The 16,485-nt window shown below is 30.1% G+C and carries 13 protein-coding genes; 2 read left to right on the plus strand and 11 right to left on the minus strand.

Going from position 1 to position 16,485, the window contains the following annotated elements; all coding sequences use genetic code 11:
* From B0A58_RS14815 to B0A58_RS14825, 3 genes are all read right to left on the minus strand, one after another.
* The coding region (locus B0A58_RS14815) for a restriction endonuclease (RefSeq protein WP_133063160.1) at nt 1–402 on the minus strand (402 nt) is incomplete at its 3' end.
* 63 nt (nt 403–465) lie between these two features.
* Nucleotides 466–708, minus strand: a complete 243-nt coding sequence (locus B0A58_RS14820; RefSeq protein ID WP_089081686.1) for a hypothetical protein — start codon at nt 706–708, stop codon at nt 466–468.
* On the minus strand, nt 683–3,586 hold the full coding sequence (locus B0A58_RS14825) for a class I SAM-dependent DNA methyltransferase (RefSeq protein WP_089081687.1): 2,904 nt from the start codon (nt 3,584–3,586) through the stop codon (nt 683–685). Before B0A58_RS14825 ends, B0A58_RS14820 begins: the two co-directional genes overlap by 26 nt.
* Nucleotides 3,587–3,893: 307 nt before the next feature.
* Between B0A58_RS14825 and B0A58_RS14830 the strand changes: the two genes are divergently transcribed.
* Nucleotides 3,894–4,253 (plus strand): hypothetical protein, encoded by a 360-nt coding sequence (locus B0A58_RS14830; protein ID WP_133063161.1) that lies wholly within the window; start codon nt 3,894–3,896, stop codon nt 4,251–4,253.
* 460 nt (nt 4,254–4,713) lie between these two features.
* Nucleotides 4,714–5,172, plus strand: coding sequence for a DUF1801 domain-containing protein (locus B0A58_RS14835; RefSeq protein WP_089081689.1), 459 nt, complete (start codon nt 4,714–4,716; stop codon nt 5,170–5,172).
* 15 nt (nt 5,173–5,187) lie between these two features.
* Here B0A58_RS14835 and B0A58_RS14840 read toward each other — a convergent pair whose 3' ends face one another.
* The 8 genes from B0A58_RS14840 to panB form a co-directional block, all read right to left on the minus strand.
* Entirely contained in the window at nt 5,188–5,952 is a 765-nt protein-coding gene (locus B0A58_RS14840; protein WP_089081690.1) for a dienelactone hydrolase family protein, read from the minus strand.
* A gap of 59 nt (nt 5,953–6,011) precedes the next feature.
* Nucleotides 6,012–6,770, minus strand: coding sequence for a peroxide stress protein YaaA (yaaA, locus tag B0A58_RS14845; protein WP_089081691.1), 759 nt, complete (start codon nt 6,768–6,770; stop codon nt 6,012–6,014).
* Between the two features lie 5 nt (nt 6,771–6,775).
* Complete coding sequence (locus tag B0A58_RS14850; RefSeq protein ID WP_089081692.1) at nt 6,776–8,131, minus strand: hydroxymethylglutaryl-CoA synthase family protein; 1,356 nt, start codon at nt 8,129–8,131, stop codon at nt 6,776–6,778.
* A gap of 187 nt (nt 8,132–8,318) precedes the next feature.
* The gene (gene ypfJ / locus B0A58_RS14855) at nt 8,319–9,173 is read right to left on the minus strand and encodes a KPN_02809 family neutral zinc metallopeptidase (RefSeq protein ID WP_089081693.1); all 855 of its coding nucleotides are present in this window, start codon (nt 9,171–9,173) and stop codon (nt 8,319–8,321) included.
* A 60-nt stretch (nt 9,174–9,233) separates the two neighbouring features.
* Nucleotides 9,234–13,238: a PAS domain S-box protein gene (locus tag B0A58_RS14860; RefSeq protein WP_089081694.1), complete on the minus strand. Its 4,005-nt coding sequence runs from the start codon at nt 13,236–13,238 to the stop codon at nt 9,234–9,236.
* Nucleotides 13,239–13,290: 52 nt separating this feature from the next.
* Nucleotides 13,291–14,616, minus strand: coding sequence for an aldehyde dehydrogenase family protein (locus B0A58_RS14865; protein ID WP_089081695.1), 1,326 nt, complete (start codon nt 14,614–14,616; stop codon nt 13,291–13,293).
* 72 nt (nt 14,617–14,688) lie between these two features.
* On the minus strand, nt 14,689–15,387 hold the full coding sequence (locus B0A58_RS14870; protein WP_089081696.1) for an RluA family pseudouridine synthase: 699 nt from the start codon (nt 15,385–15,387) through the stop codon (nt 14,689–14,691).
* A gap of 9 nt (nt 15,388–15,396) precedes the next feature.
* Nucleotides 15,397–16,215 (minus strand): 3-methyl-2-oxobutanoate hydroxymethyltransferase, encoded by an 819-nt coding sequence (panB, locus tag B0A58_RS14875; RefSeq protein WP_014084068.1) that lies wholly within the window; start codon nt 16,213–16,215, stop codon nt 15,397–15,399.
* Between the last annotated feature and the right edge of the window lie 270 nt (nt 16,216–16,485).

The raw sequence follows: 16,485 nt of genomic DNA on the forward strand, positions 1-16,485 counted from the left end.
GTCTATATCTAATAGTTTAATATCAAAGTCAAATTTTCTTTTTAAATGTGGTTCAAATTTTTCAGTATTATTTTTATTTTTAAAGCTAGATTTACTATTTATTGCAATAAAAATATCATTTTTGTTTAAATCATAATTTGAATCCAATTCAAATATCTTTTCTAATAGTACATTAGTTTTAATTTCTGTTTTGTAATTTTTACATTCAATAAATATTTTTCTTGGGTTATAATCTTCGCTTAAAACAAATTCAATATCAAACCCATCCTGAGTTCCTGAAAGCTGAATGCGTTCTTTCGTAATAACAAAACCTAGTTCATTAAAAAACCATGAAAAAAAATCTTTAGTTATTTTTTCAAATTCTTGTCCAAGTTGTTGACTTGTTTTTTTTTCTTTATTCATTTCTTAATTTTTTTTCTCCTTCACAAACAACCCTATTTATTAAAAAAATATTATTGTGTGTTTTTAAATTATATGAATAGGTCCTTTTTTTTCTGCTGAATAAACAATCGTTGTATAATAATAAATCAAATTATCATCGCTTGCTCTTACCTTTAGTTTTAAATATCCGTCTGCATCAAAGCAATCTTCGAAATCAAAATCTCTATAATGCGTTGCACCATAACCAAATTTAATTTCTGCTTTGGTTGGTTTACGCCAATATTCTAAAACTTTCGGTTTTTTATGAATTTGGGATTTGTGTATCATTTTTTATTTTTTTATTTTTAGTAAATAAATCTGCCGTATATTTCTCATACAACTCAAACAAAAACTCCATGCGTTTGGCATCGGTGGTGAAGGCTTGTTTGCTGTAGGCGGCATCCACGGCTTTGTCTAGTTCGTTGTGGGCTTTTATTAGGGACGGTGGCATAGCATCTTGGTCGTACAAATCCGCTAATGAATTGTTAGGAAACTCAGCTCTGATATCTAAAATGTTTTGAGCTTTTTCTTTGATTCGTGTGACTTGTTTTTCTGAAGGAATTTCAGGAAATGGATAGTTATTGTAACCCAATGTATTAGAATATCTAATATCACTTTTTAACTTTCCACAAATAAATTTAATCCAAACGTTATGCATAAATGAAGTTATAATTCCAAACTCAAAAACAGTAGCATTTGGTAGAATAAATGAAGAGTAATTTGCAATAATATCTTGAGTAAAAAAACCAACTGGTATATATTTCCTAAATTCTGAAGAAACTACCGGTATCATTAAATAATTTGTTTTTGGTTGTCTATCTTCCATAAACAAAGTAGGTGTTTCTGCCCATTTTCTTGTTGCTTCTTTAGGACTATTTTCTCTAAATTTCCTAATTTTATCAACTCTAGCTTTAATTACAGGATTATTTTTAATATCGTTTGGTTTTGCATCTTTTAACCATAAACAATTTCTATGATAATTATTTATCAATTCATCTGAACCAATAAACTTTCTTACCAAATAGGCTTGTTCTGGATATTTAATTTTGAAATCATCTGCTTCAATTTGTGTCTTAAAAATAAAATTACCATCATCTATAGCAGCATTTCCTTTCATCATGGGTAAATTATTTCTGAGGGGTTTTGTTCTTGATTCAATAAAAATATTCTTAGCATCTAGTAAATATGGATTTATTTGTGAAACAATACGTTCGGTAGGATTGCTTTTAATATTTTCATATTCGAAAAGTCTTTTTTTAGGAATATCATACTTTGCAAATCCAATTATAACACAATAAACTGCCGCATTTCCTTTTGCCTCGTTGCTCCAGCCAAAAGTTTGGTGTGCAAAATGAATATAATTTTTCTCTATATTTATTAGTAATTGCCATAAAGTTGGTACTTGAACACCCTGGCATATAGAATTTGTTGAAACAAAACCAACTTTTGTTTTTGTATTGCTAATAAATTGACTGGCTTTGTAATACCAACAAGCAACATAATCTAGAACACCACTATTTATTTTGTTTTGAAAAACAAATAAAGTGTCTTCTTTTTGTTCTTTAGTTTGGTTTCTAGATCCATAAAATGGAGGATTCCCAATGATATAATCGTATCTTATTTTTTCTTTCAAATAAGAAACAGGAAAATCTTCGGTGCTATCTATTTGAATTGCATCACTGGCAATAACATTAATTGTTCCATATTCGGGAATGGGTTCATTTACTACTTTAAAGTTAAGTTGGTCTGCTTTAAGTGTTATTTCTTTAGCCAATTTTAACGTCCCCCAATCTATTCGTAATGCATTTCCATGCACAATTTTAGCTGCTTTATTCAATGGCAAACGAGCAAAATATTTTCCAAATTCATTGCTAATAAGCATGTTCATTTGGTGATCAATCAACCACATGGCCACTTCAGCAATACGAGCAGGAAATTCTTCATATTCAATGCCATACATCATATCCACATTCAGCCAAATAATGCTTTCTATATCTGTAACATATTGATTTTTATATTGCGTTCGCAAAATTTCTAATTCCAATAAACGCAATTCACGATACGTAATAACTAAGAAGTTCCCACAACCACAGGCTGGATCTAGGAATTTTAATTGACTAATCTTTTTATGGAATTCAGGCAATTTGTTTTTATTGCTTTTGATGCTTTCAAACTCCGCCCACAATTCATCTAAAAATAAAGGTTTGATTAATTTCAAAATATTGCTTTCGCTGGTATAATGTGCTCCAAGATTTCGTCGTTCTTTTGGATTCATGACACTTTGAAACATGGAACCAAAAATTGCAGGCGAAATTTTGCTCCAATCCAAATAACAACATTCTAGCAATGCTTTTCGCATTTTGCTGTCAAAACTTGCCATTGGTAAAATTTCTTCAAACAATTTTCCGTTTACATACGGAAATTCATTTAACTGCTCGTCTATATTTTTGAATCTTTTTTCTATAGGAGTATTCAATACTTGAAACAATTCCTGAATTTTGGAGGCCAAATCGCTACCGTCCTCTGAAGTACGTTGTTCAATATAATCTTGAAACAATTGCTTTTCAAAAATACTAGTGTCTTCGGCAAACAAGCAAAATAAAATACGAACCAAATATACTTCTAACGGATGTCCTACATAGCCAATTTCTTCTAATCGGTCGTGGAGTTTGCCCATCAATTCGGCTGCTTTCACATTTGCGGGGTCTTGTTCCTTAAGTATTTGTTTTTGATACCCAATCATTTGATTGAAATACCGTACATTCAAAACCAAATCTTTTAATAAAAAAGTATGTGTAGTTTGTTCCTCCACATCATACAAACGAAAATTTTCAAAATCGGAAACTAAAATATATTTTGGCAACTCATGAAACTTCAGCCCGTGTGTATAATCTAATGCTTGTTCAAAAGCTTTGTCTAAATTTTTACCTCGGCTTTTCATTTCAACTAGAATCATGCCTTTCCAAAGCATATCAATGTAGCCATCCGCTTCAGAAAGTTTCTTGACACGGTGTTCAAAAGTTCCTATTTTCTTGCGAGGTATTCCAAAAACTTCAAAAAAAGCATCTAAAAAAGGTTTCGCATCTGCTTCTTCATTGGTTGTATTTTTCCATTCTTTGGAGAATTTTACCGCTCTTTCTTTGATTTCATTCCAATTGAGTGCCATGATTTGTAAGTTGAAAAATTAAGGCTTCAAAAATAAGAAAAAATTACAACAATTATACTATTTTGTTTATCCAAATTTTTGGATTTGAATTAACAAATAATTTGCCATCGTGTTCATTTTTATTAAGATAAAAGTTCATTTTTTAAAAATAAATTTTATATTTGAGGCCGATAAAAAGAATTTTTTCTAAACATTAAATAATAGTTACATGAGTTTATTGCATCGCTTATTTCCATCAAAAAAACTTGTTTGCCCTCGTTGTTTGGGGAAAAAACAGCTTGATTGGGATATTATAAGAAAACTCGATATGGAATTACGTTGGGAGCCTGGCAAATGTGCTTATTGCAACGGAGATGGCGAAGTATCTATTGATATTATTCGGAAATTACCTGTAAAAACACCTTATTTAACCACATCTTTGTCTGTAAATGAAAGAAATAAATTGATAAATGGTGATATAGAGCTGATTCAAAAATTGCAGATGAATGATTATTTTATAGAACTAACAATTAAACAAATTGTTTATTTACATTTTGAAGTTCATTTGAATATCGATCAAATAGCAGGATTTTTAGTTCTATCGAATGATAAAATAAAAAATAATATAGAAAACGTACATCATTATATCAATAGAGTGATTGAGAAAAACAAGTATAACTATCAATAAATTTACTTTTTTATAAAAAAAATAATATATATATTACTTATCTTTATTTTTTTGTTATGTAATTGATTTAAGCAAAAAACAAGAGAATCTATCAACAAAAGTGGCGAAATTGTTTCAAAAAAAGGCTCTGGATTTGTAGATGGATTGTCTGATGGGGCTGAAAAATCGTTTATGAATTCAATTGAGATTTAAAAAAATTGCAACAAAAAGTACAATCAACTGGAAAAATATTAATAAATTCCAAGAATGACAAAGAAGATTTTTTAAGTATTTATGTCGTTTTTTATAAAAATTTTAAATATTAAATTTAAATAAAATTCTATAACGAAAACAAACAGGAATATTGTAGGCTAACACAAGCCATTTATGGTAAGCAAAATAAGGCTCAATATTTTGATATTGATAAAACAACAAGCATAATTGGTAAAGGTAAAATTATTTTAGAATAAATAATAAATTTATGACATCAACAGAAAAAACACCAGATGAATATATCAAATCATTGCCTGCAGAAAGGCAAGAATATGTAGCGAAAATTAGAGCAATTATCCTCGAAAATTTGCCCAAAGGCTTTCATGAAACCATGTGTTATGGCATGATTGGTTATGTAGTACCACACGAAATTTATCCAAAAGGCTATCATTGCGATGCCAAACAAGCCTTGCCTTTTATGAATGTAGCTTCGCAAAAAAATTTCATCTCGTTGTATCACATGGGCTTATATGCAGACGTGAATTTGACCAATTGGTTGTCTGAAGCATACCCAAAACATTGCAAATACAAATTGGACATGGGAAAAGGTTGCATCCGATTTAAAAAAATGGATGATATTCCTTATTTATTAATTGCCGAATTGGTAAAAAAAATAACCGTTTCAGAATGGATAAACCAATATGAAACGGCCTTTGTAAAAAAATAATACAGTTATAAATAACTATTTTAATATTTCATTTATAAAATTGATAAAATGCAGCCAAGAACGTTGTGCTGCCTTTTCATTATAAGCAGCACCTTGGCTGTTGTCTGTACCTGTTTCTGGATTGGTAAATGAATGTACAGCATTTGCATAATAAATCATTTGCCAGTCGGCTTTGGCTGTTTTCATTTCTTGTTGAAAAGCATTCACCTCATTAGCCGAAACAAATGGGTCGTCTGCACCATGACAAACCAAAACCTTTGGTACCATTTGATGGATTTCTCTAGTGGCCTCTTTGGCCAAACCACCATGAAACGAAACAACACCTTGAACTTTCATATTGGCACGTGCAGCCTCTAAAGCCCCTGTACCCCCAAAACAATATCCAATGACTACAATTTTATTTGGATTTGCTCCATTGATAATCAATTGATTTAAAGCCAATTGGATTCTTTTCAAATACAATTCGTAATTTTTTTTATAAAAACCCGCTTTTTGTCCTGCCTCGGCATTGTCTTTTGGCACATTGCCTTCGCCATAAATGTCGGCAATAAATGCAAAATATCCCAATTTACTCAATTTTTGGGCCGTTTCTTTAGACAAATTATCTATGCCACGCCAAGCTGGCAAAATTAATATGCCTGGTTTGTCTTTCAAGTTTTTTTGAGGCTTGCTTACAAAACCATTTAATTTTTGGGTTTCATCTTGATAAATAATCGGTTTTAATTGAGCATTTGTAGCAATTACCCATAAAAATAATCCAATAAGTGTTATGTTTTTCATTATTTTACATGTAAAATGTTAATTTATATATAGCATTTGGTTATTATATTCATTTTATATTATCTTACAAAAACTAAAGTATTTTCTTTGGACAAAGTAGTATCAAACTGATAACCCTCTATATCAAATTGTTTCAAATCGTTGAGGCTTTCTATTTGATTGTCCATGATATACCGTACCATCATACCTCTTGCTTTTTTAGCAAAAAAACTAATTACTTTTAGTTTTCCATCTTTATAATCTTTAAATTCTGGAGTTATTACTGGAACTTTAAGTAATTTTGTATCAATAGCAGAAAAATATTCAACACTGGCAAGATTGATAAACAATTCATTTTTTTGTAACTCTTTGTTTAATGATTTTGTTGTTTTTGTCTTCCAAAATTCATATAAATTTTTGGAATTACCAATTGCTAATGGAGTTCCCATTTCTAATCGATAGGGTTGAATTAAATCCAAAGGTTTTAAAATACCATATAACCCAGACAAAATACGCAATTTGTCTTGAAGCAAAGGTAATTTTGACACCTCCAATGTTTCAATTTGTAATCCGGTATATACATCACCGTCAAAAGTATAAATGGCTGGGCGGGCATTTTGTTCATCAAAAGGGGTGTGCCAATCTTGATTTCGTTGCCAATTCAATTGTGCTAAGTTATCAGAAATAGACATCAGTTTTTTTAAATCCTGAGGTGTTTGTTTTTTTAACACTTTATGTATAGCAATACTTTCCTTTAAAAACTCACAAGATGTATGGGTAGCTATTGGAATATGTTTTTCTAAATTTAATGATTTTGCTGGTGATATGACAATTTTCATAGGTTTTAATCTATAAATTTATAATATCTTGCCCCAACAAGCACTGGATTTTCCTTTTCAATTCGGTCTAAAACAAATTCATTTATAGGAGCTATAACAGCCTCTTTACGTTCTTTTTTGTGCAAAACGGTGTAGGTTTCAAAATCTATTTCATGGCATTGATCCAAAGTTTCAAATAATTGAATATCTTGCAATACAGACTGCCATTGTGGCATGACTTGAGCTTCCATCACTTTAGATTTTGAACCACTACCATAAGCAATAAAGCCCATTTTATGGTTAATTATATCATTATTTTCTTTAAAATGATAGCATAAAGTAGATAACATTCCTAGAAATATTGAACCCGTATAGATATTTCCAATTTGTCCCGAAGCAATTTCAGAAGGTCTAATTTTATCATTTACAAAATTCAAATAATCCTCACTTTTGGCAATCCCCTTTATGTCCTCTTTATAAGTTAGGTCGTTAGGATTTAACAATACATTAGGGTTTTCTTGTACAAAAATCTCTACAAAAGTACGCCTCCCTTGAAAAGCATAAGGCAGGTGCATCAATACATTAGTCCAATTTTGATAAATGGGTCCGTTTTGTCCGCTTTTTTGTTTGTAGTTAAAATAAGCTTCAGTAATACGTTGAATGTAGCAAGTGTTTGAATATAGTCCGTCAAAAACGGGTTGCTCCTTATAAATGGCAACTTCTTGCTCTAATACTCCAAACCACTCTGGATTATCGCTTTGATTGGTAATTTCATTTTTAGAAATGATTCTTCTAGGCTTAAAAAAATCAAAAACACCTTGAGTAGCTACCCCTACAACAGATTCAAACTTTAAAATTCTTGGATTTGACGTAATTAACATTGCAATAGAACCTGCTCCTTGCGTATATTCGCCCGTAGAATTCAAATCGTATTTGGCATTATCGGTAGCCACAACAATGGCTTTTTTATCAGGATGGAGTCTAATATAATCTAAGGTGTTTTGTAAGGCATCAAACGCTCCAATACAAGCAAAAGTCATGTCCACTACATCACAATTTTTAAAGACTCCAATACCTAATTTTGATTCCAAATTGGAAATCAAATAAGATGCAATGGGCTTTGAACTGTCCACACCACTTTCAGATCCAACATATATTCTATCTATTTCATTTGGATTAATTTGCTCTTTATCAATTAGTTTCCAAACGGCATTTGAAGCAAAAGTTACAACATCTTGATATACATCTGGAAATGACATTTTTGTAAGTCCAAGTCCTTTTATAAGCTTGTCTGGTTCAATATTTCTATTCTCGGCCAATGTTTTTATGGGCAAAAATAATTGAGGTATGTCAAAGCTGATACTATCGATTCCAACATTCATATTGTTTATTGTTTTTTAATAATTATTAGACAAAAGTAAAAAAAGCCATTCTCAAAATCGACTTGAAAATGACTTTTTTTAGCACAAAACAAGCAGTTTTATGATAATGATAAAAAATCAGTGAAATTTGTATAATTCTTTAACAAACTCATCGAAATTCTCCATTATATGAAATACTTTAATGCGATTATTCTAAAGATTCAAATGTATTTCCTTGTTTGATATCGCCCGTTTGAAATCCTTTCATAAACCAATGTTTTCTTTGTGCCGAAGAGCCATGCGTAAACGATTCAGGTACAACATGCCCTTGCATTTTAGACTGAATAGCATCATCGCCAACGGCTTGTGCAGCACTTAATGCTTCATCAATGTCGTCCACATCCAAATATTTTTGATTGTATTTTGCCCAAACTCCTGCATAAAAATCGGCTTGCAATTCTAATGCAACAGATAGTCTATTGGCTTCTGCTTCCGATTTTCCTTCTTGCATTTGTCGCATTTTGGTAGAGGTTCCCAATAAATTTTGTACATGATGTCCTACTTCATGAGCAATGACGTAAGCAATAGCAAAATCGCCTCCTTTTGCACCAAAACGGGTTTGGAGTTCTTGAAAAAAATCTAAATCCATATATACTTTATGATCGCCCGGACAATAAAATGGCCCTGAAGCAGCAGATGCACCGCCACAAGCTGTTTGCACTTCGCCAGTAAAAAGAACCATTTTTGGTTTTTCATATTGACCATTGTATTGTTCAAATATTGTTGTCCAAACATCTTCGGTATCTGCAAGTACGGTGGCAGCAAACTCGCCCATTTTTTTGTCCTCTTGGCTTAATGGAGCAGCGGTAGTTTGTTGCGTTTGCTGATTTTGTTGTACTTGTTCCAACATTGGTGTCAGCATTTTGCCAGTTTGTCCACCAAATAAATTGAGTAATAATATAATAATTCCAATAGCTCCGCCACCTACGAGCGCTTTACCTCCACCAGAAACGCCACGTTGGTCTTCTACATTATCACTTTGTCTTCTTCCAATCCATTTCATATTTTTGATTTTAAATGTTTCTTAAATTATGGATACAAATTAATTATTTTTAATTGAAACTTACAACCATTTTTGTAGAATTTTTTCCAAAATATCCTTTGTTATGGGTTTGGTTGCATAGTCATTCATTCCAGCATCTAAACATTTTTTGCCCTCTCCTACAATGGCACTAGCTGTTAGCGCAATTATAGGTAAATTTTTAAAAGCATCCATTTTTCTTATGGCAATAGCAGCTTCAAATCCATTCATAATGGGCATTTGTATATCTAATATGATTAAATCAGGATTTATTTTTTCCAAATTTTCAACTGCTTGTTTGCCATCGTACAATTCAAAAATTGTTGCATTTGGGTATATTTTTCGAACTAATGCAACGGTCAGTAGCATATTAATTTTATTATCTTCAACAATTAATATCTTAACTTGTTTGTTTTGATTGTCATCAAAATCAGGTATTTCAAAATGTTTAGGTATTAAAAGCGATTCTTTTTCTATAATTTCTGTATCATCTTTATCAAAAGTAATATCAAAATAAAAATGGCTCCCTTTGTTATAGGTACTCTCCAATTGGAGTTTGCTGTCCATCAATCCCAATAAATTATTTGAAATGGTAAGTCCCAAACCTGTACCACCAAACTTTCGGGTTGTTGAACTATCTTCTTGTGAAAAGGCTTTAAAAATTTTATATTGATTTTCTTTTTGAATACCAATACCAGTATCATGAACAGAAAATCTTAATGTGTATTTTGAATTATTGACATTTTGCAACATTTTTATGTTAAATGTTATAGCCCCTTTTTCGGTAAATTTTGTTGCATTGCTCAACAAATTAAGGAGTACTTGTTTAATTTTAAAATTATCGGCCAATAAGTTTTTTGGTATTTCGGTATCAATAAAATTATTAAATTGAATGTCTTTTGAAATGATGTCATGTCGAGTTAAGTTGATAACACTATCTGCAAATTCCTGAAAATCAGTTCTTTCCATATCGAGCTCAATTTTGCCTGATTCAATTTTAGAAAAATCCAAAATATTATTCACAATTTCCATTAACATGTTTGCAGATTCATGAATGGTATTCATTTGTTTGACTTGCACTTCATTCATTTCTGAATTGACTAGCAAATCTGTAAATCCAATAATTCCATTCAATGGAGTTCTAATTTCATGCGACATATTGGCTAAAAATTCTGATTTAGCCCGGTTTGCAGCTTCAGCAAATTCTTTATCTATAATGGCTTTTTCGGCAATCTTTCGTTCTGTGATATCAATATAAATTCCACCAATATACAAAATTTCACCATTTCGGCGAATAGCATCTCCAATTTCTTCTATCCAAACAAAATCTCCATTTTTCTTAATAATTCTATATATAGTATTGAATTTTTTGCCACTCATCAAAGCGTTTAATTGTTGGTTATAAACCAAATTTTTATCCTCTGGATGAATCAAATCAATAAAATATATTTTGTTGTCTAAAAAGTCTTGTGTATTGTATCCTGTAAGACTTTCGATGGCATTATTAACATATATTTTTGTAGATTTATCATCAAATTTAGACAAATATACGGTACCTGGAATGGTGTTTACAATGAGCCTAAAACGTTCTTCGCTATTAGTAATTAAGGTATTATAAATGTTTTTTTCGATAGTATAAGAAACATTATTTGCCAATGTTTGTAATATTTTGATTTCATTAGATATCCAAACATGATCACTATTAGTAAAATCAAATGCAAAATAGCCATAAATAGCATTATTTACTATTAATGGTAATAATATAATGATTTCAATTCCTAATTTTTGCAAACAATTTTTATATTCAGAATCAGGAATATCATCTATTTTAGTATGATAATAATGAAATTTTGAACCCCGTTTAAACAAATTTTCAATAAAATCAAATGGCACATTTTGATATTCTAAATAGGCAGGTTCTAATTGATTGCTTGATTGAAGCCAATTGTATTTTTGTTTAAAAATATTTTCTGTGCTATCAAATTCAAAATAAGATAATCTATCAGGTTGTGTAACTTTTGCAATAGCATTAATGGTAATTTCAAAAACTTCTTCTGTAGTCTTATTTGTAATAAATTGTTCCGTATTATTAACAATTACAGATAAAAGCTCATTTTGATAAGCCAAATTCTTTTCTGCTTCTAATTTTGTACTAGATTCCATGGCAATGGCAATTAAATCTGCAATTGATTTAGCAAAATTAATATCCTCGTTATCCCAAATTTTATTTTCGTCAATGGCACTCAAACATAAAATACCTTTTATTTCGCCATTGATAATGATTGGTGTATCCAACATGGCCTTAAAAAGCGATTTAAAATGATTTTGATTCAATTCAATCGAAATTTCCGAAGGGTTTTCTAGATCAATAATAATTTGTTTTTTGGTTTCAATTGTATTAAAATATTTAAAAAAACCAGCACGATTCATTTTTTGTTTATCCAAAGAACAAATGTTTTCTGATGAAAGCGAATAATGACAAACAAGCAAATCGGCACTATATTTCCAAAAACTTACAGTATCTATTTGAAGGGCTTCAAACGTAACATTCAAATATTTTTGAAGTACTGCATCAAATTTTTCTAAATTAAACTGTCTTTTTATAGATAAATATCGTAAAGTTTCATTGTATTTTTTAATTTTTTCTTCTCTTTTTTGTTTTTGAAATTCTAACAACTTATATTCTGTTACATCGCGTCCTATTAAAGAAAATCCCGTTACCTTGTTTTGAAAATCTCGTTTGATCGAAACTTTTTGTGAAATCCAAATTATGGAACCATCTTTGCAAATTAAAGGTATTTCTAAGGCCGAAAAACAAGTCATTTCGGGTGATATATATTTATAAAATTGAACAAATTGTGGTAAAAAATTTGATTCAATAAAATATGTAACTCGTTTATTTTTTAATTCCTCATGTGTATATCCTGTAACTTTTTCGGTAAATTTATTTATAAAAGTTACATTGCCATATACATCTAATTCGCAAATAATTTCATTGGCACTTTCTATTAAACCAATATACTGTTTTTGTAATTTAATTTGATCCGAAACGTCATGTCCAATATGAATAATTTGATTATTTGTAAATAAAGTATCATTCCATTTGATGTGTTTAAACTCGCCATTTTTAGATTTTGTAATATTAATTTGCGAAAAATTAAAGTTATTTTCATCTAATATATTTGATAAAAAAAATGTTTTAAAATTTTTACCTATAAAATCCTTTGGCATCATTCCTAAAACTGTGGCAATACCATCGTTGCAATAAATAATTTGATCATTTTTATCTGCAATAATAACAATAGAATCTATACTTTTTAAAATTTCATTAGATATTTGTAAGTTTTCATTTTGAATATCTATCATAAAACTAGTCAAATAACTTGATGTAAGTAAAAATAATGATGTAAATACTATAACTAAAATATCATTAAATAATAATATATTATTAAAAAATAAATTTATTAATAATATAACGTCAATAATTACAAATATTTTATATTTTTTTATATCATTACAAATGATATGTGATAAAATCAATATAACAAAATAATTTGAAAGTGTTACTTTGTCTATTTGAAAATGGGATATTAAATCATAATATACAATAAAAAAGTAAGCTAAAATAAATAACTGAAATAAAATAACCACATTATTAAAAAACCATTTTATTTTTCTTGCAAAAAAATACATTAATAATGAACTTATCCCAACTATACTAGTTATATTTGAAATAAAATCTTCTCTGACATGGTAAAGTTGATATACCATCTCTATGGTTGGAAAAGTAAATCCAATGAGTAAAAAACCTAAACTGTATATAGCATTAAACTTGTTTGAAGCTTTGATGTTATTTTTATAAATAACTTTAGATTTTTTTACTAATATATTGATGCAAAGACCAAATAATATTATAAGAATTACAAGAAAAATAATACTCAAAAAATCGTATTTACTTACGATAATAGATTGTATATCTAAACATCTAAAACAATTTAAATAATTGATTTTATATAAATCATAAAATAGGCTAATTATATTATTCATCTTACAAAAAAATTAATTGTTTGGGGCAATAATTCGTTTTTTAGTTTAATATTTAAATTAATTTGACTAATTTTTTTAAATATTTTATTTTATTTCCATAAGGAGCATATCTAAATGGAAGATCTAGCCAATTGTATTTATAAATAATAGATTTTTGATGACAAAAGTTATCAAAACTTAACTTTCCATGATAAGCTCCGTGCCCTGAATGGCCCACTCCACCAAATGGTAAACGCTTATTAGTAAATTGGATTACAGTATCATTAATACAGCCGCCACCAAAACTGTATTTTGAAATAATATTATTATAAAAATTTTTATTAGTTGAAAAAACATACAAGGCTAATGGTTTTTCATATTTTGAAATAATGGCTTCTATTTGAGACTCATTTTCATAAGTTAGTATTGGTAAAATGGGGCCAAATATTTCATCTTGCATAACCAAATCGTCAAAATGTGGTTCGTCTATTAGGGTTGGGGCAATGTAAAGTGATTTTTCATCAGATGCTCCTCCAAATATCACTTTATCGTTGAGCATGTTATGTAACCTTTGCCAATGTGATTTGTTTATAATTCTTGCATAATCTGGTGATTGAAATGGATTTTCTGAAAAAGCGTTGACAATTTCAGTTTTCAAACATGCTATCAAATCTGATTTTACTGCTTGATGCACTACAACATAATCGGGTGCTATACAGGTTTGACCTGTGTTCATAAATTTTCCCCAAACAATCCGCTTGGCCACTAATTTAATGTCGTTATTTCGATCTACAATACATGGATTTTTACCACCTAATTCTAAAATGGTTGGTGTTAGGTGTTTTGCAGCATATTGTGCCACTATTTTACCTACTGCAACACTACCTGTAAAAAATATAAAATCCCAACGTTTTTCTAGTAAGTTTTGGGCTATTATTTTATCACCAAGTACCACTTCTACATGTTGTTTTTCAAATACTTCGTCAATAATTTTTTTCAAAATTAACGAGGTGTTTTCTGAAAGTTCCGATGGTTTTAGTACCACTTGATTACCCGCAGCAATTGCAGCAATCATTGGACATAATGCCAATTGAAAGGGATAATTCCATGGCGACATGATGAGTACTTTACCAAATGGTTCTTTTATAATATAATCTTTCGAAGGAAAATTTAAAAGCGAAGGCCAAACTTTTTGGGGTTTAGACCATGAATCGATATTAGAAATGGCATCCTTTAAATCATTTTGAACAATATTAATTTCTGTTAGAACAGATTCTAGTTCGGGTTTTTTGAAATCAAGATATAAGGCATTTATGATATCTTTTTCATAAAATAATATCGTTGATAATAATTTTTTTAGTAACTGTTTTCTTTTGCTTATACTTGAACGATATTCCATTTTATTTCATTAATTTTAAATACACATTATCAGTCAAAAATAGTAAAAAAAAACGAAAGAATGGAAGTTATATCAAATTAAATTATTCCATAACACATCATTTGGGGGTGTAGCCTCTATAAGTATGGTAGTATTTGAAACGGGGTGTTCAAATTGTAGTTTTCTAGCATGCAAATGGATTCCGCCGTCGGGGTTACTTCTATCGAAACCATATTTTAAATCGCCTTTGATTGGAGTTCCTATGGCTGCCAACTGTGCCCTTATTTGATGGTGTCTGCCTGTGTGTAATGCTATTTCTAAAACAGTATAATGGGTTAAATTTTGAATAACTTTAATATCCAAACTTGCCAATTTTGAATCAGGAACTTCTTTTAAATAAGCTTTTGAAGTATTATTAATAGTATTTCTTTTAATATAATGTACTAAATTACCTTCAAATATTGCAGGATGATTTTTAACAATAGTCCAATAGGTTTTTTGAGACAATCGATTGCTAAAAATAGCATTCATTCGAGGAAGGGCTTTACTTGTTTTTGCAAATATCACGATGCCAGAAGTAGGTCTGTCCAAACGATGGACTACACCTAAATATACATTTCCTTCTTTTTTATATTTATTTTTTAAATATTCTTTTACAATATCTACAAGAGGTTTGTCGCCCGTTTTATCGCCTTGCACTATATCACCTACCCTTTTGTTTATGGCAATTAAATGGTTGTCTTCATATATAACTTGAAGATTTTCTGCTGTCGAAATGATTTTTTTATTCACAATTTGGTTCTAATACTGTTCCTTTACATTAGGAAAATCCTTGCTTTTTACATCAGACACATATTGGCCAATAGCACGAGTCATGTCTTCAAATAAATTCATATACCGTCTTAAAAATCTTGGACTAAATTCGTTATTCATTCCTAAAAGGTCATGAATCACTAAAACTTGACCATCTACACCACCACCAGCACCAATTCCTATTACGGGAATGCTGATACTTTTGGCTACTTTTTCGGCTAAATGAGCAGGTATTTTTTCTAAAACTAATGCAAAACATCCTATTTGTTCTAATAATTTTGCATCTTCTAGCAACTTGGCTGCCTCTTCTTCTTCTTTTGCTCTTACAGTGTAGGTACCAAACTTATATATCGATTGTGGAGTTAAACCCAAGTGCCCCATAACAGGTATGCCAGCGTTTAATATTTTTTTGATAGAATCTTTAATTTCTTTACCTCCTTCTAATTTTACGGCATGTCCCCCACTCTCTTTCATGATTCTAATTGCCGATCGGAGGGCTTCTTTAGAATCGGATTGATAGCTACCAAAAGGCAAATCCACTACCACCAAAGACCGCTCGATGGCTCTTACAACGCTAGAAGCATGATAAATCATTTGATCGAGTGTGATGGGCAACGTAGTTTCGTGTCCTGCCATTACATTACTAGCAGAATCACCAACAAGAATGACATCTACTCCTGCCGTATCAACAATTTTTGCCATCGTATAATCGTATGCTGTAAGCATAGAAATTTTTTCGCCATTGGCTTTCATTTCAATGAGCGATTTTGTAGTTATTCGTTTGTAATCTTTTTTTGCTACTGACATGTTTTGATTTTTATAAAAGTCTTATTTTCAAATGATTTTTTGTTGTATGGAAAGGGTGTTTGATTATTTTAAAACACCTTTAAATTTGAGGTAAAATTAATGGATTAATTTCAAAAAACAAGCAAATTAATGAAAAATATGTTTTTTTGATAGCGGTAAGCACATTATTTTTAAAAAGATTTCATTTTTTTTGCAATGTATTTGTTTGCGTGAGGGATAGAGCAAGGCACCATGTGCTCGTGATAGCCCGACATCAAAACAAGGCAGGCC

It is taken from the genome of Flavobacterium branchiophilum NBRC 15030 = ATCC 35035 (assembly GCF_002217205.1).
Taxonomy (GTDB): Bacteria; Bacteroidota; Bacteroidia; order Flavobacteriales; family Flavobacteriaceae; genus Flavobacterium; species Flavobacterium branchiophilum.